Source organism: Streptomyces sp. NPDC058619 (assembly GCF_042717785.1).
GTDB lineage: Bacteria > Actinomycetota > Actinomycetes > Streptomycetales > Streptomycetaceae > Streptomyces.
Genome location: NZ_JBHXQN010000001.1, coordinates 194591 through 214392, shown reverse-complemented (window position 1 = coordinate 214392; position 19802 = coordinate 194591). Strand labels below are relative to the sequence as shown.

21 protein-coding genes are annotated in these 19802 nt (G+C 72.6%); 13 read left to right on the top strand and 8 right to left on the bottom strand.

From position 1 onward, the window contains the following. The first annotated feature begins 235 nt into the window (after positions 1-235). The 4 genes from alr to ACFWTC_RS00980 all read left to right on the top strand — a co-directional run bounded on the left by alr (position 236) and on the right by ACFWTC_RS00980 (position 3423). Entirely contained in the window at positions 236-1372 is a 1137-nt protein-coding gene (alr, locus tag ACFWTC_RS00995) for an alanine racemase (protein WP_383917664.1), read from the top strand. 71 nt (positions 1373-1443) lie between these two features. Continuing rightward, positions 1444-2580, top strand: coding sequence for an alpha/beta fold hydrolase (locus ACFWTC_RS00990; RefSeq protein WP_383917740.1), 1137 nt, complete (start codon positions 1444-1446; stop codon positions 2578-2580). Further along, a complete protein-coding gene (gene tsaE / locus ACFWTC_RS00985; protein ID WP_383917661.1) occupies positions 2531-3097 on the top strand; it encodes a tRNA (adenosine(37)-N6)-threonylcarbamoyltransferase complex ATPase subunit type 1 TsaE in 567 nt (188 codons plus the stop codon). The genes ACFWTC_RS00990 and tsaE overlap by 50 nt, the downstream gene beginning before the upstream one ends. Before the next feature lie 140 nt (positions 3098-3237). Then, complete coding sequence (locus tag ACFWTC_RS00980; RefSeq protein WP_383917658.1) at positions 3238-3423, top strand: hypothetical protein; 186 nt, start codon at positions 3238-3240, stop codon at positions 3421-3423. Positions 3424-3493: 70 nt separating this feature from the next. Here the strand turns inward: ACFWTC_RS00980 and ACFWTC_RS00975 are convergent, their stop codons facing one another. Then, positions 3494-4051 carry a hypothetical protein gene (locus tag ACFWTC_RS00975; RefSeq protein WP_383917656.1) on the bottom strand — a complete coding sequence of 186 codons (558 nt, stop codon included), beginning with the start codon at positions 4049-4051 and terminating at the stop codon, positions 3494-3496. Positions 4052-4165: 114 nt separating this feature from the next. Here ACFWTC_RS00975 and tsaB point away from each other — a divergent pair, with 114 nt between their 5' ends. From tsaB to ACFWTC_RS00955, 4 genes are read left to right on the top strand one after another with little or no spacing between them, the layout of a single operon-like run. Continuing rightward, positions 4166-4828 (top strand): tRNA (adenosine(37)-N6)-threonylcarbamoyltransferase complex dimerization subunit type 1 TsaB, encoded by a 663-nt coding sequence (gene tsaB, locus ACFWTC_RS00970; protein WP_383917654.1) that lies wholly within the window; start codon positions 4166-4168, stop codon positions 4826-4828. Between the two features lie 38 nt (positions 4829-4866). Continuing rightward, positions 4867-5346 (top strand): ribosomal protein S18-alanine N-acetyltransferase, encoded by a 480-nt coding sequence (gene rimI, locus ACFWTC_RS00965; RefSeq protein ID WP_383917737.1) that lies wholly within the window; start codon positions 4867-4869, stop codon positions 5344-5346. Next, the gene (gene tsaD / locus ACFWTC_RS00960; RefSeq protein WP_383917651.1) at positions 5339-6502 is read left to right on the top strand and encodes a tRNA (adenosine(37)-N6)-threonylcarbamoyltransferase complex transferase subunit TsaD; all 1164 of its coding nucleotides are present in this window, start codon (positions 5339-5341) and stop codon (positions 6500-6502) included. Before rimI ends, tsaD begins: the two co-directional genes overlap by 8 nt. Next, positions 6499-6771, top strand: a complete 273-nt coding sequence (locus ACFWTC_RS00955; RefSeq protein ID WP_383917648.1) for a hypothetical protein — start codon at positions 6499-6501, stop codon at positions 6769-6771. Before tsaD ends, ACFWTC_RS00955 begins: the two co-directional genes overlap by 4 nt. Positions 6772-6813: 42 nt before the next feature. On the opposite strand, the gene ACFWTC_RS00950 is transcribed toward ACFWTC_RS00955, so the two are convergent. From ACFWTC_RS00950 to ACFWTC_RS00940, 3 genes are all read right to left on the bottom strand, one after another. Then, positions 6814-8010, bottom strand: a complete 1197-nt coding sequence (locus ACFWTC_RS00950) for a methyltransferase domain-containing protein (RefSeq protein WP_383917645.1) — start codon at positions 8008-8010, stop codon at positions 6814-6816. A 197-nt stretch (positions 8011-8207) separates the two neighbouring features. After that, positions 8208-10616, bottom strand: coding sequence for an ATP-binding cassette domain-containing protein (locus tag ACFWTC_RS00945; protein WP_384025909.1), 2409 nt, complete (start codon positions 10614-10616; stop codon positions 8208-8210). Between the two features lie 111 nt (positions 10617-10727). Continuing rightward, complete coding sequence (locus ACFWTC_RS00940) at positions 10728-11144, bottom strand: VOC family protein (RefSeq protein WP_384025912.1); 417 nt, start codon at positions 11142-11144, stop codon at positions 10728-10730. 307 nt (positions 11145-11451) lie between these two features. Between ACFWTC_RS00940 and ACFWTC_RS00935 the strand changes: the two genes are divergently transcribed. Beyond that, the gene (locus ACFWTC_RS00935; RefSeq protein WP_383917637.1) at positions 11452-12312 is read left to right on the top strand and encodes a polysaccharide deacetylase family protein; all 861 of its coding nucleotides are present in this window, start codon (positions 11452-11454) and stop codon (positions 12310-12312) included. Then, positions 12309-13199: a polysaccharide deacetylase family protein gene (locus ACFWTC_RS00930; protein WP_383917634.1), complete on the top strand. Its 891-nt coding sequence runs from the start codon at positions 12309-12311 to the stop codon at positions 13197-13199. The genes ACFWTC_RS00935 and ACFWTC_RS00930 overlap by 4 nt, the downstream gene beginning before the upstream one ends. 48 nt (positions 13200-13247) lie before the next feature. Here the strand turns inward: ACFWTC_RS00930 and ACFWTC_RS00925 are convergent, their stop codons facing one another. Then, positions 13248-14669 carry an FtsW/RodA/SpoVE family cell cycle protein gene (locus ACFWTC_RS00925; RefSeq protein ID WP_383917631.1) on the bottom strand — a complete coding sequence of 474 codons (1422 nt, stop codon included), beginning with the start codon at positions 14667-14669 and terminating at the stop codon, positions 13248-13250. A gap of 179 nt (positions 14670-14848) precedes the next feature. On the opposite strand from ACFWTC_RS00925, the gene ACFWTC_RS00920 reads away from it, so the two are divergent. The 3 genes from ACFWTC_RS00920 to groL all read left to right on the top strand — a co-directional run bounded on the left by ACFWTC_RS00920 (position 14849) and on the right by groL (position 17388). Continuing rightward, on the top strand, positions 14849-15166 hold the full coding sequence (locus tag ACFWTC_RS00920; protein WP_384025915.1) for a hypothetical protein: 318 nt from the start codon (positions 14849-14851) through the stop codon (positions 15164-15166). Positions 15167-15320: 154 nt separating this feature from the next. Further along, the gene (gene groES, locus ACFWTC_RS00915) at positions 15321-15629 is read left to right on the top strand and encodes a co-chaperone GroES (protein ID WP_030230757.1); all 309 of its coding nucleotides are present in this window, start codon (positions 15321-15323) and stop codon (positions 15627-15629) included. Between the two features lie 136 nt (positions 15630-15765). After that, positions 15766-17388 (top strand): chaperonin GroEL, encoded by a 1623-nt coding sequence (gene groL, locus ACFWTC_RS00910; RefSeq protein WP_383917625.1) that lies wholly within the window; start codon positions 15766-15768, stop codon positions 17386-17388. 97 nt (positions 17389-17485) lie between these two features. Here groL and ACFWTC_RS00905 read toward each other — a convergent pair whose 3' ends face one another. The 3 genes from ACFWTC_RS00905 to ACFWTC_RS00895 form a co-directional block, all read right to left on the bottom strand. Next, complete coding sequence (locus tag ACFWTC_RS00905; protein ID WP_383917622.1) at positions 17486-18184, bottom strand: ester cyclase; 699 nt, start codon at positions 18182-18184, stop codon at positions 17486-17488. Between the two features lie 102 nt (positions 18185-18286). Continuing rightward, the gene (locus tag ACFWTC_RS00900; protein ID WP_383917619.1) at positions 18287-19060 is read right to left on the bottom strand and encodes an SDR family NAD(P)-dependent oxidoreductase; all 774 of its coding nucleotides are present in this window, start codon (positions 19058-19060) and stop codon (positions 18287-18289) included. 30 nt (positions 19061-19090) lie between these two features. Beyond that, positions 19091-19759, bottom strand: a complete 669-nt coding sequence (locus tag ACFWTC_RS00895; RefSeq protein WP_383917734.1) for an MOSC domain-containing protein — start codon at positions 19757-19759, stop codon at positions 19091-19093. Positions 19760-19802: the final 43 nt, after the last annotated feature.

Genomic DNA, 19802 nt, shown 5'->3' with positions numbered 1-19802 from the left:
TGCCGGGCCGTGCCGGGGCGGGGCCGGTGCCTGCGGCCGGGCATCGGGGCTCCGCCCCGGGCCCCGCGCCTCAAACGCCGGCGGGGCTGGATGTGGCTGCGGGTCGTGGTGGGTGTGCCGGTGGGCGGTCCGCGGGGCTCCGCCCCGGGCCCCGCGGGTCAATACCCGGCGGGGCCGGATGTGGCCCCCGGCGGGGTTTTACGGCGCGTAACCGGGGTCTGAGAGACTGTGGGCGATGAACGAGACACCGACGCGCGTGTACGCCGAGATCGATCTTGATGCCGTACGGGAGAACGTGCGCGCCCTGCGCGAGCGGGCGCCCCGGGCCGAGTTGATGGCCGTGGTCAAGTCGAACGCCTACGGGCACGGAGCCCTGGAGTGCGCCCGGGCAGCCCGGGAGGCCGGTGCCACCTGGCTCGGGACCGCCACCCCCGAGGAGGCGCTCGCGTTGCGCGCCGCCGGGATCCAGGGGCGGATCATGTGCTGGCTGTGGACCCCCGGCGGGCCCTGGCGCGAGGCGGTCGAGGCCGACGTCGACGTGTCCGTGAGCGGGATGTGGGCCCTGGACGAGGTGCGCGCCGCCGCGCGCGCGGCCGGGCGTACCGCGCGCATCCAGCTCAAGGCCGACACCGGCCTCGGCCGCAACGGCTGCCAGCCCGCCGACTGGGCGGAACTGGTCGGCGCCGCCGTGGCCGCGCAGGCCGAGGGGACCGTCCAGGTCACCGGCGTCTGGTCGCACTTCGCCTGCGCCGACGAGCCCGGCCACCCCTCCATCCAGCTCCAGCTCACCGCCTTCCGCGACATGCTCGCGTACGCCGAGAAGGAGGGCGTGGACCCCGAGGTACGGCACATCGCCAACTCGCCGGCCACGCTCACCCTCCCCGAGTCCCACTTCGACCTGGTGCGCTGCGGGGTCGCCGTCTACGGCGTGTCGCCCGCGCCCGAGCTCGGCACGCCCGCCCAGCTCGGCCTGCGGCCGGCGATGACGCTCAGGGCCTCCCTCGCGCTGGTCAAGACCGTCCCCGCCGGGCACGGCGTGAGCTACGGCCACCACTACGTCACCGACGCCGAGACCACCCTCGCCCTGATCCCGGCCGGTTACGCCGACGGCATCCCGCGGCACGCCTCCGGCCGCGGGCCGGTGCTCGTCGGCGGCACCGTCCGCCACGTCGCCGGGCGCGTGGCCATGGACCAGTTCGTGGTCGACCTAGGCTCCGACACGGCCCGCGTCGGCGACGAGGCCGTCATCTTCGGCGACGCGGAGCGGGGCGAACCCACCGCCGAGGACTGGGCACAGGCCGCGGACACCATCGCGTATGAGATCGTCACCCGTATCGGGGGGCGCGTGCCCCGGGTGTACCTGGGCGGCTGAGGCCGAGTGAGGGCGGCGGCGTGAGCGAGAACTGGCGCAAGGCCGGCTGGGCCGGAGCCGCCATCGGCGTGATGGCGGCGGGCGCGGCGGCCGGTGTCGCCGTCGAGCGGATCACCGTCGGGCGAGGCATGCGCATGAAGGCGCGCCTGGCCCTCGACGCGGCCGGGGACTACGGCTCCCTGCGCGGCACCGAGGGCACCTGCCGCGCCGAGGACGGCACCGAGCTCTACTACGAGGTCGACGAGGTGCCGGGCGACGCGGCGGCCAAGCGCCGGCTGCGCCGCAAGCCGGCGCCCCCGGCCACCGTCGTGTTCTGCCACGGCTACTGCCTCGGCCAGGACTCCTGGCACTTCCAGCGCGCCGCGCTGCGCGGGGTGGTCCGCGCCGTCTACTGGGACCAGCGCAGCCACGGCCGCAGCGCGCGCGGCCTCGCCCAGGCGGACGGCGAGCCGGTGACCATCGAGCAGCTGGGCCGGGACCTGAAGGCCGTCATCGACGCCACCGCCCCCGAGGGCCCGCTGATCCTCGTCGGCCACTCGATGGGCGGCATGACCATCATGGGACTGGCCGAGCTGTTTCCCGACCTGGTGCGCGAGCGCGTCGTCGGCGTGGCCCTGGTCGGCACGTCCAGCGGCCGCCTCGGCGAGGTGACGTACGGGCTGCCCGCGGTTGGCCTGGGCGCGGTGCGCCGGTTCCTGCCGGGCGTGCTCAAGGCCCTCGGCTCGCAGGTGGAGCTGGTGGAGAAGGGCCGGCGGGCCACCGCCGACCTCTTCGCGGGCATGATCAAGATGTACTCGTTCGGCTCCCGCGACGTCGATCCGGGCGTCGCGCGCTTCGCGGAGCGCCTCATCGAGGCCACCCCGATCGACGTGGTCGCGGAGTTCTACCCGGCCTTCCAGACCCACGACAAGACCGTGGCCCTCCAGCGGTTCGCGGACATCCCGGTCACCGTCATCGCGGGGGACCGGGACATGATCACCCCGCTCGCGCACAGCGAGGCCATCAAGGAGACGCTGCCGGGCGCCGAGCTGGCGGTCCTGGAGTCCGCCGGGCACCTGATGATGCTGGAGCAGCCGGAGACGGTGACCCGGCTGCTCACCGAGCTGCTGGCCCGCACCGGCGCGGTCCCGGCCCCGGCAGCGGCTAACGTTGGCGGGCATGGAAGAAGTACCGCTGGAAGCGCCGCGAGGCCCGGCCCCGGCAGCTGAGGCCGGCGTCCGCGCCGAAACCCTGATCACCGTCGACTCCCCGGACGCCATGCGCGAGCTGGGCCTCAGGATCGCGGGGCTGCTGCGCCCCGGCGACCTCGTGCTGCTGACCGGCGAGCTGGGCGCCGGCAAGACGACCCTGACCCGCGGCCTCGGAGAGGGCCTGGGCGTGCGCGGGGCCGTGACCTCGCCGACCTTCGTGATCGCCCGGGTGCACCCGCCGCTGGGCGACGGTCCGGCGCTCGTGCACGTGGACGCGTACCGCCTGGGCGGCGGGCTGGACGAGATGGAGGACCTGGACCTCGACGTCTCGCTGCCCGAGTCCGTGGTCGTCGTGGAGTGGGGCGACGGCAAGGTCGAGGAGCTCTCGGACGACCGGCTGCACGTGGTGATCGAGCGGGCCGTCGGCCACGAGGAGGTCCTGGACGACGTGCGGCAGGTATCGGTCCGGGGGATCGGTGCCCGCTGGGGCGGCGGCGCCGGGCTGGAAGCCCTCGCGGGAGCCCTGTCGGAGTAGCGGCCGGGGCGACGGCCGGGACAAACGTGCCGACAACTCGTCGGGGAGATATTGCGCTGGTGGCGGCGCTCGTGGTGACATGGTACCGAGAGTTTCTTAGGTATGCCTAAGTGCGGCGTTCCCGGGTCCCAGGAGGCACCATGCCGGCACCAGCAGGAGCACAGCGCCAACCCCGTCCGTCCGCCGTGTCCATGCGGGCGCTGCTCGCCGCGGGGGCGGCTGCCACCGCCGTCTCGACGCCCCCGGCGCGGGGTCACGCGCCCGACGCGTCCGCGCCGGAGGGCGCCGTACGGGAACAGGCCGCTCCGGAGTCCGAAGCGGCCTGAGTAGCACGTTGGGGTGAATCGGCGGACGGGCGGGAGCGGGGCGCCGCCCGGTCCGCGGGACGCGACCGCGTCAGGGGACGACGACCACCTTGGAGCTGATCGTCGCGAAGGCCCACATCGCGTCGCCGTCGGCGCGCGTCATGCGGATGCCGCCGGTCCTCTTGGCGGGGTCCGGAGCCGGGGTCGCGCCGTCCACGCGGGCGCTGAAGCCGAGCACGATGCCCTCGACGCTCGCGAAGCGCACCACGTGCTCGATCGGGACCCCGTCCGAGCCGGTGACGGCGCCCGATCGGGACCCCACCGCGTAGGTGCCGACCGCGGGGTGCACCGTACTGGGGACCACCGTGAACGTCTTCGGGGGCTGCGCCGGGTCGCCGACCAGCCACACCCGCTTCTGCCCCACCGAGTACACGACCCGCACGCCGGTGCCGGAGCCCTCGGGCACGGCCGCCGGCTTCGAGGGGTCCTGCTTCGCGGCGGGCTGGCTCGCGGCGGGCGCCGGTACCTGCGGGGCGGCCTGCGGGACGCGCGGGGGCGCCGACGCCGAGGCCTGGTAGCCGAGGAAGCCGACGGCGGCGATCGCCGCGGCGGTGAGCCCGGCCACGATTCCCGAGCTGCTGCGTGCCACCTTGCTCCACCTCTCGCGCCTGACCCCGTTGGGTACCTCGGTCGAAAGGTAGCAGCCGGGCCGCTCCGCGACCGGCCGCGAAGGGCCGGGGCCCCGGAGTCGTAGGCTGTTCGCGTGCTCTTGCTCGCTGTAGATACCGCCACGCCCGCCGTCACCGTCGCCCTGCACGACGGCGAGTCCGTCCTCGCCGAGTCCCACCAGGTCGACGCCCGCCGCCACGGGGAGCTGCTGCTGCCCTCCGTGGACAAGGTGCTCGCCGAGGCCGGCCGCACGCTCGACGCCGTCACCGGCATCGTCGTCGGCGTCGGCCCCGGCCCGTACACGGGGCTGCGCGTCGGCCTGGTCACCGCCTCCACCTTCGCCGCCGTCCTCGGCGTGCCGGTGCACGGCCTGTGCACCCTGGACGGCCTCGCGTACGCCGCCGGCGCCGCCGGGATCGAGGGCCCCTTCACCGTCGCCACCGACGCCCGGCGCAAGGAGGTCTACTGGGCCCGGTACGAGGACCCCCTCACGCGCGTCGGCGAGCCCGCCGTGGACCGCCCCGCCGACATCGCCGAGCAGGTCGCGGGCCGCCCCGCGGTCGGCCAGGGCGCGCTGCTCTACCCCGAGGTCTTCCCGGACGCGCGCGCCCCCGAGCACCAGTCGGCCGCCGCCCTCGCGGCCCTGGCCGCGCGGCGCCTGGCCGCCGGGGAGGCGTTCCTGCCGCCCACCCCCCTCTACCTGCGCAGGCCCGACGCGCAGGTGCCCAAGAACTACAAGGTGGTCACCCCCCAGTGACGGCCGCCGCCCCCGCCTGCGACGTCGTCCTGCGCGACATGCGCTGGTGGGACATCGGGCCCGTGCTGGAGCTGGAGCACGAGCTGTTCCCCGAGGACGCCTGGTCGGCCGGCATGTTCTGGTCCGAGCTGGCCCACGCGCGCGGTCCGCGGGCCACGCGCCGCTACCTCGTCGCCGAGGACGGCCGGGGCCGCCTGGTGGGCTACGCCGGGCTCGCCGCCGCCGGCGACCTGGCCGACGTACAGACCATCGCGGCGGCCCGCGACCAGTGGGGCACCGGGCTCGGCGCCCGGCTGCTGACCGAACTGCTGCGCGCCGCCACCGCGTTCGAGTGCGCCGAGGTGCTGCTGGAGGTACGGGTGGACAACACCCGCGCCCAGAAGCTCTACGAGCGCTTCGGCTTCGAGCCCATCGGCTTCCGCCGCGGCTACTACCAGCCCGGCAACGTCGACGCGCTCGTCATGCGACTGACCGACCCCGCACAAGCACGAACTGAGAGCAGTGAGAGCAATGGCTGACGAACCGCTCGTCCTCGGAATCGAGACCTCCTGCGACGAGACCGGCGTCGGCGTCGTCCGCGGCACGACCCTGCTCGCGGACGCCATCGCCTCCAGCGTCGACGAGCACGCCCGCTTCGGCGGCGTCGTGCCCGAGGTCGCCTCCCGGGCCCACCTGGAGGCGATGGTCCCGACCATCGAGCGCGCCCTGAAGGAGGCCGGGGTCAGCGCCCGCGACCTCGACGGGATCGCCGTCACGGCGGGCCCCGGGCTCGCGGGGGCGCTGCTGGTGGGCGTCTCGGCGGCCAAGGCGTACGCGTACGCGCTGGGCAAGCCGCTGTACGGGGTCAACCACCTGGCCTCGCACATCTGCGTGGACCAGCTGGAGCACGGGCCACTGCCGGAGCCGACCATGGCGCTGCTGGTGTCCGGCGGGCACTCCTCGCTGCTGCTGGCCCCCGACATCACCTCCGACGTACGGCCGCTGGGCGCGACCATCGACGACGCGGCCGGCGAGGCCTTCGACAAGATCGCGCGCGTGCTCCAGCTGGGCTTCCCGGGCGGCCCGGTCATCGACCGGCTCGCGCGTGAGGGTGACCCGAAGGCGATCAGCTTCCCGCGCGGGCTGACCGGGCCGCGCGACGCGGCGTACGACTTCTCCTTCTCGGGGCTGAAGACGGCCGTCGCCCGCTGGATCGAGGCGAAGCGGAAGGCCGGCGAGGACGTGCCGGTGCGCGACGTGGCGGCGTCCTTCCAGGAGGCCGTCGTGGACGTGCTGACCCGCAAGGCCGTCCGGGCCTGCAAGGACGAGGGCGTCGACCACCTGATGATCGGTGGCGGGGTGGCGGCGAACTCGCGGCTGCGCGCGCTCGCCCAGGAGCGGTGCGAAGCCGCGGGGATCGTCCTGCGGGTGCCGCGGCCGGGCTTGTGCACGGACAACGGGGCGATGGTCGCGGCCCTGGGCGCGGAGATGGTCAAGCGCAACCGGGCGCCCTCGGACTGGGACCTGTCGGCGGACTCCTCGCTGCCCGTGACCGACCCGCACGTGCCGGGCGCGGGGCACGACCACGACCATGACCACGCGGAGGGCCAGGGCCAGGGCCATGGTCACGCGCACGGACACGGGCACTCCCACGATCACGTGCACGAGCTGAGCAAGGACAACCTGTACTCATGAGCACCGTCGCGCTGATGTGGGAGGCCCGGGCCGCCGACGGGCGGGGCAACGAGCTGCTGGAGTGGGCCCGTTCGCAGGTCCTGGCCCGGGAGCCGGTGCGCCGCGAGGTGTTCCGGGCGCCGCAGGACCGGGTGCTCGTGATCACCTGGTGGGAGGCGGCCGAAGGCGTCGCGGCGGAGCTGCCCGAACTGCCGGAGCCCGCGGCCGACCTGATCACGCGGGCGGTGCACCGCTGGCGGTTCGAGTCGGTGGAGGTCGGCGGGGGCTGACCCGCCCGGCCCGGGCCGCCCGGTCATGGTTCCGGCCGCCGGTCAGCGCGGGTGCCGGGCCGCCGGTACCGGGGCGGGCGAGCCGATCAGCATCGACGGGGCCCCCGCGACCCGGGTCAGGAAGACGGTCGCGGAGTTCGGCCCCTGCGGCTTGACCTTCCGGCGCAGCTCCTCGGGCTCGATGGCGGAACCGCGCTTCTTCACGGTCAGGATGCCGACCCCGCGCTCGCGCAGCAGCGCCTTCAGCTTCTTGAGGCCGAACGGCAGCACGTCGGTGATCTCGTACGCCGTCGCGTACGGGGTCGCCCGCAGCTCGTCGGCGGTGACGTAGGCGATGGTCGGGTCGATCAGCCGGCCGTCCAGCTGCTCGGCGACCTCGGCGACGAGGTGGGCGCGGATGACGGCGCCGTCGGGCTCGTAGAGCCACCGGCCGACCGGCCCCGCCTCCGGGTCGGGGAGCGGGGCGGACGTGCACAGCGCGCGCGGGCCCGGCAGCAGGGTGGCGCGGATCGTGCCGGGCGCCGTGCCGAACCAGAGCACGGCCTCCTTGACGTCCCCGTGGTCGGAGATCCACTCGGCCTCGGCCTCGGCGGGCACCGCCTCGTGCGGGATGCCGGGGGCGATCTTGACGGCGGCGTACCGCGCCGCGCGGGCCGTCTCCACGGCCCACGACAGGGGCGGCGAGTAGGACTCGGGGTCGAAGATGCGGCCGCGCCCCCCGCGCCGGGCCGGGTCGATGAACACGGCGTCGTACGCGGACACGTCCACGTCCGTCACGTCCGCCTCCCGGACCTCGATCAGGTCCGCCAGGCCCAGGGCCTCGGCGTTGGCCCGCGCCACGGCCACGGTCAGCGGGTCGCGGTCCACCGCCAGCACCCGGATGCCGAGCCGTGCCAGGGCCAGGGCGTCCCCGCCGATGCCGCAGCACAGGTCGGCGACGCTGCGCACGCCGAGGGCGGCGAGCCGCTCGGCGCGGTACGAGGCCACCGAGGCGCGGGTGGCCATCTCGCCGCCGCCGGGGGTGAAGAACATCCGGTAGGCGTCCTCCTCGCCGAACTTCGCCACCGCGCGCTGCCGCAGCCGGGCCTGCCCCAGCGCGGCGGAGACCAGCCCGGCGGGGTGCTCGCGGCGCAGCCGGGTGGCGAGCGCCAGCTCCTGGGCGGGGTCGTGGTCGCGGAGCGAGGCGAGGAGGGCGGTGCCCTCGGGGGCGAGGAGGGCGGCGAAGTCTTCGGGGGTCACGGGTCCATTGTCGGCGACGGCACGCCCCCGGTGCCCCGAGGCGGCATCCGACCCCCGGTCCCCCGAGGCGGCCGCCGACCACCGGATCCCCCCCACCGCCACGGCCCCCGCGCCCCGCACGCCGCCGGGGGGCCCGCGTACGGGGTCGCTCGGGGCGCGCGGCGCGGGCCGCCGTGCGCAGCGGTCCGCGCCGCGGGTCAGGCGTCCACGTACGTCGCGAGGTGCTGTCCGGTGAGGGTGGAGCGGTCGGCGACCAGGTCGGCGGGGGTGCCCTCGAAGACGATCCGGCCGCCCTCGTGGCCGGCGCCCGGACCGAGGTCGACGATCCAGTCGGCGTGCGCCATGACGGCCTGGTGGTGCTCGACGACGATGACCGACTTGCCGGAGTCGACGAGCCGGTCGAGCAGGCCGAGCAGCTGCTCGACGTCGGCGAGGTGCAGCCCGGCGGTCGGCTCGTCGAGCACGTACACGCCGCCCTTCTCCGCCATGTGCGTGGCCAGCTTGAGCCGCTGCCGCTCGCCGCCGGACAGCGTGGTGAGCGGCTGGCCGAGGCTGAGGTAGCCCAGCCCGACGTCGGCGAGCCGGCGCAGGATCGCGTGCGCCGCGGGGGTGCGCGCCTCACCGGAGCCGAAGAACTCCTCCGCCTCGGTCACCGGCATCGCGAGCACCTCGCTGATGTCGCGGCCGCCGAAGCGGTACTCCAGTACCGAGGCCTCGAACCGCTTCCCGTCGCACTCCACGCAGGTGGTGGCCACTCCGGCCATCATCCCCAGGTCGGTGTAGAGCACGCCGGCGCCGTTGCAGCCGGGGCAGGCGCCCTCGGAGTTGGCGCTGAACAGCGCCGGCTTCACCCCGTTGGCCTTGGCGAACGCCTTGCGGATCGGGTCGAGCAGCCCGGTGTACGTCGCCGGGTTGCTCCGCCGCGAGCCGCGGATCGGCTCCTGGCCGACCGCCACCACGCCCTTGCCCGCGTCCCCGGACCGCCGGGGCAGCGACCCGTGCACGAGCGAGCTCTTGCCGGAGCCGGCGACGCCGGTGACGACCACGAGGACCCCGAGCGGGATGTCGACGTCGACGTCCCGCAGGTTGTGGGCGTTCGCACCGCGGATCTCCAGCGTGCCGGTGGGCTCGCGCACCGTCTTCTTCAGGGCGGCCCGGTCGCCGAAGTGGCGGCCGGTGACGGTGCCGCTGCTGCGCAGCTCCTCGACGCCGCCCTCGAAGCAGACGGTGCCGCCGGCCGTACCGGCGCCGGGGCCGAGGTCGACGACGTGGTCCGCGATGACGATCGTCTCCGGCTTGTGCTCGACGACGAGCACCGTGTTGCCCTTGTCCCGCAGCCGCAGCAGGAGGCCGTTCATCCGCTGGATGTCGTGCGGGTGCAGGCCGACGGTCGGTTCGTCGAAGACGTACGTGGTGTCGGTGAGCGAGGAGCCGAGGTGGCGGATCATCTTGACGCGCTGCGCCTCCCCGCCCGACAGGGTGCCCGACGGCCGGTCGAGGGAGAGGTAGCCCAGCCCGATCTCCACGAACGAGTCGAGGGTCTGCCGCAGCGTGGCGAGCAGCGGCGCCACCGAGGGCTCGTCGACGCCGCGGATCCACGCGGCGAGGTCGCTGATCTGCATCGCGCACGCGTCGGCGATGCCGACCCCGGCGATCCGCGACGACCGGGCCGCCTCGCTGAGCCGGGTGCCGTCGCAGTCGGGGCAGGCCGTGAAGGTGACCGCCCGGTCCACGAACGCCCGGATGTGCGGCTGCATCGCCTCCCGGTCCTTGGAGAGGAAGGACTTCTGGATCTTCGGGATCAGCCCCTCGTAGGTGAGGTTCACGCCCTCGACCTTGACCTTGGTCGGCTCCCGGTACAGGAAGTCCTGCATCTCCTTCTTGGTGAACTTGCGGATCGGCTTCTCCGGGTCGAGGAAGCCCGACTCGGCGTAGGTCCGCACGGTCCACCAGCTGTCCGACTTCCAGCCGGGGATGGTGAACGCGCCCTCGGCGATCGACTTGGAGTCGTCGTAGAGCTGGGTGAGGTCGATGTCGGAGACCGTGCCGCGGCCCTCGCACCGCGTGCACATGCCGCCGGTGCGGGTGAAGGTCTGCTTCACGGTCCGGCTGGCGGCGCCGCGGTCGACCGTGACCGCGCCGCTCGCCCGGACCGAGGCGACGTTGAAGGAGAAGGCGTTGGGCGAGCCGATGTGCGGCGTGCCGAGCCGGCTGAAGAGGATGCGCAGCATCGCGTTGGTGTCGGTGGCGGTGCCCACGGTGGAGCGGGTGTCGGCGCCGAGGCGCTGCTGGTCGACGATGATCGCCGTCGTCAGCCCTTCGAGCACGTCCACCTCGGGCCGCGCGGGCGTCGGCATGAAGCCCTGCGCGAAGGCGCTGTACGTCTCGTTGACCATCCGCTGCGACTCCGCGGCGATCGTGCCGAACACCAGGGAGCTCTTGCCGGAGCCGGAGACGCCGGTGAACACCGTCAGACGGCGCTTGGGGATCTCGACGCTGACGTCCTTGAGGTTGTTCACGCGCGCGCCGTGCACGCGGATCAGGTCGTGTCCGTCGGCGGCGTGCGGGGCGGGCGACCGCGGGTCCGTCCTCTTGGCCTTGCTCATCCTGTCCTGTCTCTCCATCACTGTGGGGCGGGGGCTGACCGCGCGCGGACTGCCGGCCGCGCGCGCTCCGGCGCCGGCGGGGGGCGCCGGCGAGCGGCGCCGGCTGGGGTCCTACCGCTTGCGGGCCTGGGTGAAGCGGAGCATGTTGCCGGCCGGGTCGCGGAACGCGCAGTCGCGCACGCCGTACGGCTGGTCGAACGGCTCCTGCATCACCTCGCCGCCGGCGGCCCGGATGCGCTCGAAGGTGGCGTCGCAGTCGTCGGTGGAGAAGATCACGCCCCGCAGCAGGCCCTTGGCCAGCAGTTCCGCCATGGCCTGCCGGTCGGCGGGGGAGGCATTGGGGTCGGCGAGCGGCGGTTCGAGGACGATCTCCACGCCCGGCTGCGCGGGCGAGCCGACGGTCACCCAGCGCATCCCGGCGTACCCGACGTCATTGAGGACCTCCAGGCCGAGCACGTCCCGGTAGAAGGTGAGCGCCCGGTCGTGGTCGTCCACCGCGATGAAGCACTGTGCGAGCTTGATGTCCATGCCTCCGACGCTACGAGGCGGCGGCGGATTTCGCTTCTCTGTTCCTGACCGGTCGCGTGGGGATCCCGGCGACGCGCGCCGGGCGGCCCGTACCGGCCCCCGTACCGGCCCGGCCCCGGCCCCTTCGCCCGCCCGACGCGGGGGCGGTGTGGGCCACTCGGTGGAAGGTGGGGTCCCGCTCGCGGTGTCTTCCCGGGAGGTTGCGTGCCCGGTGCCAGGATGCGCAACTATGCAGCTAGTCGGACAAAAGGAAAATAAGACGCTACACGGTCACCGGTACGCGGCGGGTCCGCGCGGCCGGTTCGGGGTGGCCGTGGCCGCCCTGCTGGTCGCCGCCCTCGGGACGGCGTGCTCCTCCGGGTCCGAGGCGCCGGAGAAGCCCAAGGCGGGCAAGGGCACGGAGGCGGGCGCGGCCGGCGCGCTCAGCGCCGCGGAGAAGGCGAAGGCGGCCCAGCAGGCGCGCATCGTCGCGGCGAAGAAGTGGGGGCTGGTCAAGCCGCCGCTCACGGCGCCGGCGGCGCCGAAGGAGAAGCCCGAGATCACCACGCGCGACGGCTTCGAGGTCGAGGACCAGGAGGAGTACCCGCCCGTCTTCACCACCGTGCCCACCGAGGACAAGGTCGTCTTCCTGACGATCGACGACGGCGCGGAGAAGGACCCCGAGTTCCTGAAGATGATGCAGGAGCTGAAGATCCCGTACACGGCGTTCCTCAGCGACTACGTCGTGAACGACAACTACCCCTACTTCAAGCAGATGCAGGCCGCGGGCGTCACCCTGAACAACCACACCCTCAACCACCGCTACATGCCGGCGCTGTCGTACGAGAAGCAGCGCCAGGAGATCTGCGGCCAGCAGGACACGATCCAGAAGCAGTTCGGCAAGCGGCCGACGCTCTTCCGGCCGCCGTACGGGAACTACAACCAGGACACGCTGCGCGCGGCGAAGTCCTGCGGCATCAAGGCCGTCCCCCTGTGGAACGCCGAGGCGTTCACCAACCGGATGGACTACCGGGAGTGGGACCGCGACCTGCACCCCGGTGACATCATCCTCACGCACTTCCGGGGGCGGGAGGACTGGAAGGGGACCATGCCTGACATGATCCGTCATGTCATGAAGACCGTCACGGACAAGGGGTACTCCGTGGCCCGCCTGGAGGACTATCTGTGAAGCACGCGCGCCGGTTGGTAGCCGGAACGCTGGCGGCCGGCGCGCTCGCGCTGTCCCTGACGGGGTGCGGGGACAGCGTGGACCCGATCGAACGGCTGGGCCGCAAGGCGACGCAGGAGGCCCCGGCCGCCGGGCCCTCCGGCACTCCGTCGGCGCCCCCCTCGGGGTCGCCCTCGGGGCCGGGGAGCCCCTCGGACGAGGCGTACCGGAAGTGGGGCCTGACGGCCCCCGTCGCCTACGCGCCCAAGCCCGCCCGGAAGCCCGGGCGTCCGCAGGCCGCCCCGGGCAGGGCGGCCGTGGTGGACCGGATACCCGTCGCGCCGGACGACAAGGTCGTCTTCCTGACCTTCGACGACGGCGCGGAGAAGGACCCCGAGTTCCTGAAGATGGCGGCCGACCTGAAGCTGCCGATCTCGATGTTCCTCACCCACAGCGTGGCCTCGGCGGACTACGGGCACTTCGAGCAGCTCCGCGACAACGGCTCGGCGAGCACGGTCAACAACCACACGCTGACGCACCCGAACCTCCGGACCCTGCCCTTCGCGGCGCAGAAGAAGGAGATATGCGGCCAGCAGGACCATCTGGAGAAACGCTTCGGCACGCGCCCGGCGCTCTTCCGGCCGCCGTTCGGCAACTACAACGACGACACCCTCCGGGCCGCCGCGGAGTGCGGGGTCAGCGACGTGGTGCTGTGGCGGGTCTCGATGCAGATCAACAACTTCCAGTACTCCGAGGGCTCCGCCCTCAAGCCGGGGGACATCGTCCTGGCGCACTTCCGGGGCCCGTCGGAGCTCAAGGGCGCCACGGAGACCCAGATGACGACGCGGATGCTCCAGCGGATACAGGAACAGGGCTTCCGGATAGGGCGCCTGGAGGACTACCTCTAGCCGTGGCCGTGGCCGTGGCCGTCCCCGGCGCCGCCCGCCGGCCCGCGGTCAGCCCGCCCCCGCCGTCGCGGCGCCCGTCCCCGCCGACACCGGGGTGTTCGTGGTCTCCGCCGGCCCCGGGGTGTCCGCCTTGCGCTGGCGCTCCGCGCTGTCGCTGATGCGCAGGAGCAGCGCGATCATGATCCAGTTGGCCAGCAGGGACGAGCCTCCCTTCGCCAGGAACGGCAGCGCCTTGCCCGTCAGGGGGATCAGGCCCGTGACGCCCCCCGCGACCACGAAGACCTGCAGCGCCAGCGCCGAGGCCAGCCCCACCGCCAGCAGCTTGCCGAACGGGTCGCGGGCGCCCAGCGCCATCCGCAGGCCCCGCTGCACGAGCAGCGCGTACAGGAGCAGTACGGCCATCACCCCGGCCAGGCCGAGCTCCTCACCGACCGTGGTGAGGATGAAGTCGCTGCGGCCCGCGAACTTGATCAGCTCCGGATGCCCCAGGCCGAGGCCCGTCCCGGAGATGCCGCCCGTGCCGAAGCTGAACAGCGCCTGCGCCGACTGGTCCGAGGTGACCCCGGCCGGCCGGTTCTCCCAGTAGTACGAGAGCGGCTCCAGCCAGGCGGCGACGCGCGCCCTGACGTGCGGTTCGGTCGAGCCCACCACGAACGCACCGAGCGAGGCCATGACGAGGCCGCACGCGATCCAGCCGGTGCGCTCGGTGGCGACGTACAGCATCACCACGAACACGCCGAAGAAGATCAGCGAGGTGCCGAGGTCGCGCTCGAAGACGAGCACCAGCATCGAGACGATCCACACGGTGACGATCGGGCCGAGCTGGCGCATCGGGGGCAGCCGCACGCCCAGGACCTTGCGGCCCGTCAGGGCCAGCGAGTCGCGGTGGATGACCAGGTAGCCGGCGAAGAAGATCGCGATCATGATCTTCACGAACTCGCCGGGCTGGAGCGAGAAGCCGAAGAGGATGATCCAGCGCTTCGCGCCGTACGTGTCCGCGCCGAAGAACGCCGGCGCGATCAGCAGCACCAGCGCGACCGCCATCGTGATGTAGATGAACCGCTGGAGCAGCCGGTGGTCGCGCAGCAGGGCCAGCACCACCAGGCAGGCGGCGACCCCGACCACCGTCCACATCAGCTGGTCCGGCGCGTTCGCGTCCGCGCCGTACCGCTCGATGTACCCCTGGTCGAGGCGGTGCAGGAGCACCAGCCCCAGCCCCGTCAGGAGCATGGCCAGCGGGAAGAGCAGCGGATCGGCGCAGGCCGCGAAGCGGCGCACGCCCAGGTGCCCCACGAGCGAGAGCAGCGTCATGCTGACTGTGAAACCGGCCAGGTTGGGCGGCAGCTCGTCGTTCATCGCGAGGCCCGCGCAGGCGTGGCCGATGACGGCGATGACGACGACGAACACCAGGAGCAGGGCCTCGGTGCGACGGCGGGCGCCCGCCGTCGTCAGGGGGTTCAGTCCACGCACGGGATGCCGCCGCCGTCCTGGGGGGAGGCCGAGGAGGCGGGCGCGGAGGGGGGTGCCCCGTCCCGGGACGCCGGGGGTGACGCCCCACCGGACGCGCCGCCGGACGCCTCACCGGACGCCGCGGGCGTGCCCGGTGCGGAGGGAGCGGTGTCCGGTGCGCCGGGGGCGGCAGCGGCTTCGTGTCCGATCTGCTCTGCAATGAGGCACTTTATCTTCATATCATCTGCGACGTTCACGTCCTCCCCGTGGTTCCTTCCGAACCGCTCGACGGGGAGTGTCGTGAAGCGGGGCCGCAGCCGCCGAACGGTCAGCAGTCGCAGGACGTCGTGACCGACGAGGGGTGGGACCTGCTCTCGTTCGTGCAGCAGGCGAAGAACCTGTCCGGCCGTTCGCGGTGGGAGGAAAAACGGTCAGGAAGGCCGTGGGGGCCGGGATTTCGCCGCGTCCGGGGTCCGTCGCGCGCCACACCCGGCGGCGAGAATTGGCACTCCGCTTGACCGAGTGCTAATCGCCGGAATAGTGTCGCACCTGGCACTCACCCCTGGTGAGTGCCAACGCAGCGACAGGTAGGTCCGGCACCCGCGACGACGGATCGACCTGGTCGCCACCTCAGACAGTTAACCCCGCATCTCCGAAGGGGGAGGTCGGAACGTGACGACCGCCAGCTCCAAGGTTGCCATCAAGCCGCTCGAGGACCGCATTGTGGTCCAGCCGCTCGACGCCGAGCAGACCACGGCCTCTGGCCTGGTCATCCCGGACACCGCGAAGGAGAAGCCCCAGGAGGGCGTCGTCCTCGCGGTGGGCCCGGGTCGCTTCGAGGACGGCCAGCGTCTCCCGCTGGACGTCTCCGTCGGCGACATCGTGCTGTACAGCAAGTACGGCGGCACCGAAGTGAAGTACAGCGGCGAGGAATACCTCGTCCTCTCGGCTCGCGACGTACTCGCGATCGTCGAGAAGTAATTCGCTTCCAGATTTTGTTTGAGCTGCGCCCCTGGTCACCCTGCTGATGCCGGGCGGCGAGGGGCGCAGTTCGTTCTAGGCGGTGGAGGTCGCGGTGAGCGGCCGAGGATCGCAACGAGAGGACTGAACCGCTCCCATGCCGAAGATCCTGAAGTTCGACGAGGACGCCCGTCGCGCCCTCGAGCGCGGCGTCAACAAGCTTGCCGACACGGTCAAGGTGACGATCGGCCCCCGTGGCCGCAACGTCGTCATCGACAAGAAGTTCGGCGCCCCCACCATCACCAACGACGGTGTCACCATCGCTCGCGAAGTCGAGCTGGACGACCCGTTCGAGAACCTGGGCGCGCAGCTCGTGAAGGAGGTGGCGACCAAGACCAACGACATCGCGGGCGACGGCACCACCACCGCCACCGTGCTGGCCCAGGCGCTGGTCCGCGAGGGTCTGCGCAACGTCGCCGCGGGCGCGTCCCCGGCCGCCCTGAAGAAGGGCATCGACGCCGCGGTCAAGGCCGTCTCCGAGGAGCTCCTCGCGACCGCACGTCCGATCGAGGACAAGTCCGACATCGCCGCCGTGGCCGCGCTCTCCGCGCAGGACCAGCAGGTCGGCGAGCTCATCGCCGAGGCGATGGACAAGGTCGGCAAGGACGGTGTCATCACCGTCGAGGAGTCCAACACCTTCGGCCTGGAGCTGGAGTTCACCGAGGGCATGGCCTTCGACAAGGGATACCTCTCGCCGTACATGGTCTCCGACCAGGAGCGTATGGAGGCCATCCTCGATGACCCGTACATCCTGATCCACCAGGGCAAGATCTCCTCGATCCAGGACCTCCTGCCGCTGCTGGAGAAGGTCATCCAGGCCGGCGCCTCCAAGCCGCTGCTGATCATTGCCGAGGACGTCGAGGGCGAGGCGCTCTCCACCCTCGTCGTCAACAAGATCCGCGGCACCTTCAACGCGGTCGCCGTGAAGGCCCCCGGCTTCGGTGACCGTCGCAAGGCCATGCTCCAGGACGTCGCCACCCTCACCGGTGCCACCGTCATCGCGGAGGAGGTCGGCCTCAAGCTCGACCAGGCCGGTCTGGACGTACTGGGCACCGCCCGCCGCGTCACGATCTCCAAGGACGACACGACCATCGTCGACGGTGGCGGCAGCCACGAGGAAGTCGTCGGCCGTGTCAACCAGATCAAGGCCGAGATCGAGTCCACGGACTCCGACTGGGACCGCGAGAAGCTGCAGGAGCGCCTGGCGAAGCTCGCCGGCGGCGTCTGCGTCATCAAGGTCGGCGCCGCCACCGAGGTGGAGCTCAAGGAGAAGAAGCACCGCCTCGAGGACGCCATCTCGGCGACCCGCGCCGCGGTCGAGGAGGGCATCGTCTCCGGCGGTGGCTCCGCGCTCGTCCACGCCGTCAAGGTCCTCGAGGGCAACCTCGGCCTGAGCGGCGACGAGGCCACCGGTGTCGCGGTCGTGCGCCGCGCCGCCGTCGAGCCGCTGCGCTGGATCGCGGAGAACGCCGGCCTCGAGGGCTACGTCATCACCGCGAAGGTGGCCGAGCTCGACAAGGGCCAGGGCTTCAACGCCGCCACCGGCGAGTACGGCGACCTGGTCAAGGCCGGCGTCATCGACCCGGTGAAGGTCACCCGCTCCGCGCTGGAGAACGCCGCTTCCATCGCCTCCCTGCTCCTCACGACCGAGACCCTGGTCGTCGAGAAGCCGGCCGAGGACGAGAGCGACGCCGGTCACGGCCACGGTCACAGCCACTGATCGCAGCACCGCTCCACGTTCCACGAGAAAGCCCCGGTCACCGCTGCCAAGCGGGGGTGACCGGGGCTTCCCCGTGCCGGGGCACGGGGCGGGGCGGCTATCCGGGCATCATGCCCATCTGCCGCATCAGGCCGGGTGCGTCGTAGTACCACCAGCCCTCGGCGATCATGCCGTCCTCCATCCGGAAGGTCGTGCAGCCCGACATGGCGACGTCCTTGCCGGTCGGTGCGACCCCCATGAACTCGCCCTTCTGGGTGCCCTTCCAGTCCCACAGGGTGGTGACGCAGTCGCCTTCGGCGATCTGCCGCGTCATGTCGAAGGAGAAGTCGAAGGCGTCCCGCCACATGCCGATGGTCCGCCGCATGCCGTCGCGTCCGTCGCTCCCGCCCGGGTCCTCCATGATGTCGTGGTCGGTGTAGCCGGTCGCGAAGCACTCGTCGACGGCGTCGAGGTCGCCCTTGCAGGCGATGTCCTCGAACACCCGCCGCGCGACCAGCTTGTTGAGGTGCTCGTCGCGGACCACGTCCAGGTTCATGAACTTCGGCATGCCCTCGCAGAGGGCCACCATCTCCTGGAACATCAGGTCGGTCTCCGGGAGCCGGGAGTTCTTCATCGCCTCCTCGTACGAGGGGAATTCGACGAGGTCGACGTAGTGCGTCCCGGCGTCCCGGTCCCGGCCGATCATCGTGTGGGTGACCGTGCGCCTGCCGCTGGTCTGCTCCGTGTAGCGGTCGATGAGCGCGTTCATCTCGTCGAACCGGCTGGTCTCGTAATCGATTACCTGTACGAATGTCATCGTGTCGCCTCCGGGGGTGGATGGGACACGTCCAGTTTAGGGAGATTTCACCCATTTGGCGGGTTTACTCGCCGGTCACCGGAGGAGCCGGAACCCCGTGCACTACTGGGGTCCGTACTTGCGGCCCGTACGCGAGGACATCCCGCCCAGCAGCCCGCGCGGCGTCAGCTTCACCACGCCCATCAGCGCCTTGTACCTCGGGTCCGGGATCGACACCGTCTTGCCCCGGGCCAGGTCGGCCAGGGCCGCCGTCACCAGCTTGTCGGCGTCCAGCCACAGCCAGCCCGGGATGTTGTCCGTACCCATGCCGGCCCGCTGGTGGAACTCCGTCCGGACGAAGCCGGGGCACAGGGCCATCAGGCGCACCCCGGAACCCGCCATGTCCTTCGCCGCCCCCTGGGTGAACTGCACGACCCAGGCCTTGCTCGCCCCGTACGTGCCGCGCGGCAGGAACGCGGCCACCGAGGCCACGTTGATCACCCCGCCGCGGCCGCGCGAGCGCATCGGCCCGGCCGCCGCCGAGGTCAGCCGCAGGACCGCCTCGACGTGCACCTTCAGCATGGTCAGCTCGTCCGCCATCGGGACGTCGAGGTAGCGGCCCTTGTTGCCGAAGCCGGCATTGTTCACCAGCAGGTCGACGGGGTGCGTGCGGTCGGCCAGGCGCCGCTCGACCGCCGCGATCCCCTCCTCCGTGGCGAGGTCGGCGGCCAGCACCTCGGCCTCGATGCCGTGCCGGTCGTGCAGCTCGGTCGCCTGGGCGCCGAGCCGCTTCGTGTCCCGTGCCACCAGGACCAGGTTGTGCCCCTGGGCGGCGAGCCGCCGGGCGAAGGCGGCGCCGATGCCCGCCGTGGATCCTGTAATCAACGCAGTCGTCATAGGCGCAACCTAGCGGCCCCGGCTGACGGCTCAGCGCGCCCCGTGCTTGGCCGCGTACGCCAGCGCGGTCTCGCGCACGTCGGGCGCCAGCGCCTCGCCCGCGGCCAGGACCCGCGGCAGCAGCGCGCGCTCGGTGGTCCAGGCGCGGAACAGGAACGACGAGGTCACCTCGTGCTCCGGGCGGTGGGTGATCACGATCCGGTCGCCGGGGGTGATCCGGCCCTCACGGACCACCCGCAGGTACGCGCCCGGACGGTTCTCCCGGGTGAACCGCTTGACCCAGCCGGGCTCGCCCAGCACACCCTGGAAGGTCCGGCACGGGATGCGGGTGGAGGAGACCTCCAGGACCAGTTCGGGGCCCACCTCCCAGCGCTCGCCGAGCACCGCTCCGCTCAGGTCCACGCCGCTGGTGGTCAGGTTCTCGCCGAAGAGGCCGGGCGGCAGCTCGCGCCCCAGCTCGCCCTCCCACCAGTCCAGGTCCTCGCGGGCGTACGCGTACACGGCCTGGTGGTCGCCGCCGTGGTGGCGCCGGTCGCACACGACGTCGCCCTCCAGGCCGCTGCCGGCGCCGGTCGCCTTCGGCCCCGGGGCGGACACGCGGACCGGCCCCGGGACGGGGCGCTTGCCGATGCCGGTCGTCCCGGTGTCGGCGTAGTCGACGGCCGTGGCCCGGCCGACGTTCACGGAGATCAGATGTATGGGGGCCATGCGGACACGCTAGCCGAACGGCCCCAAAGAGCCG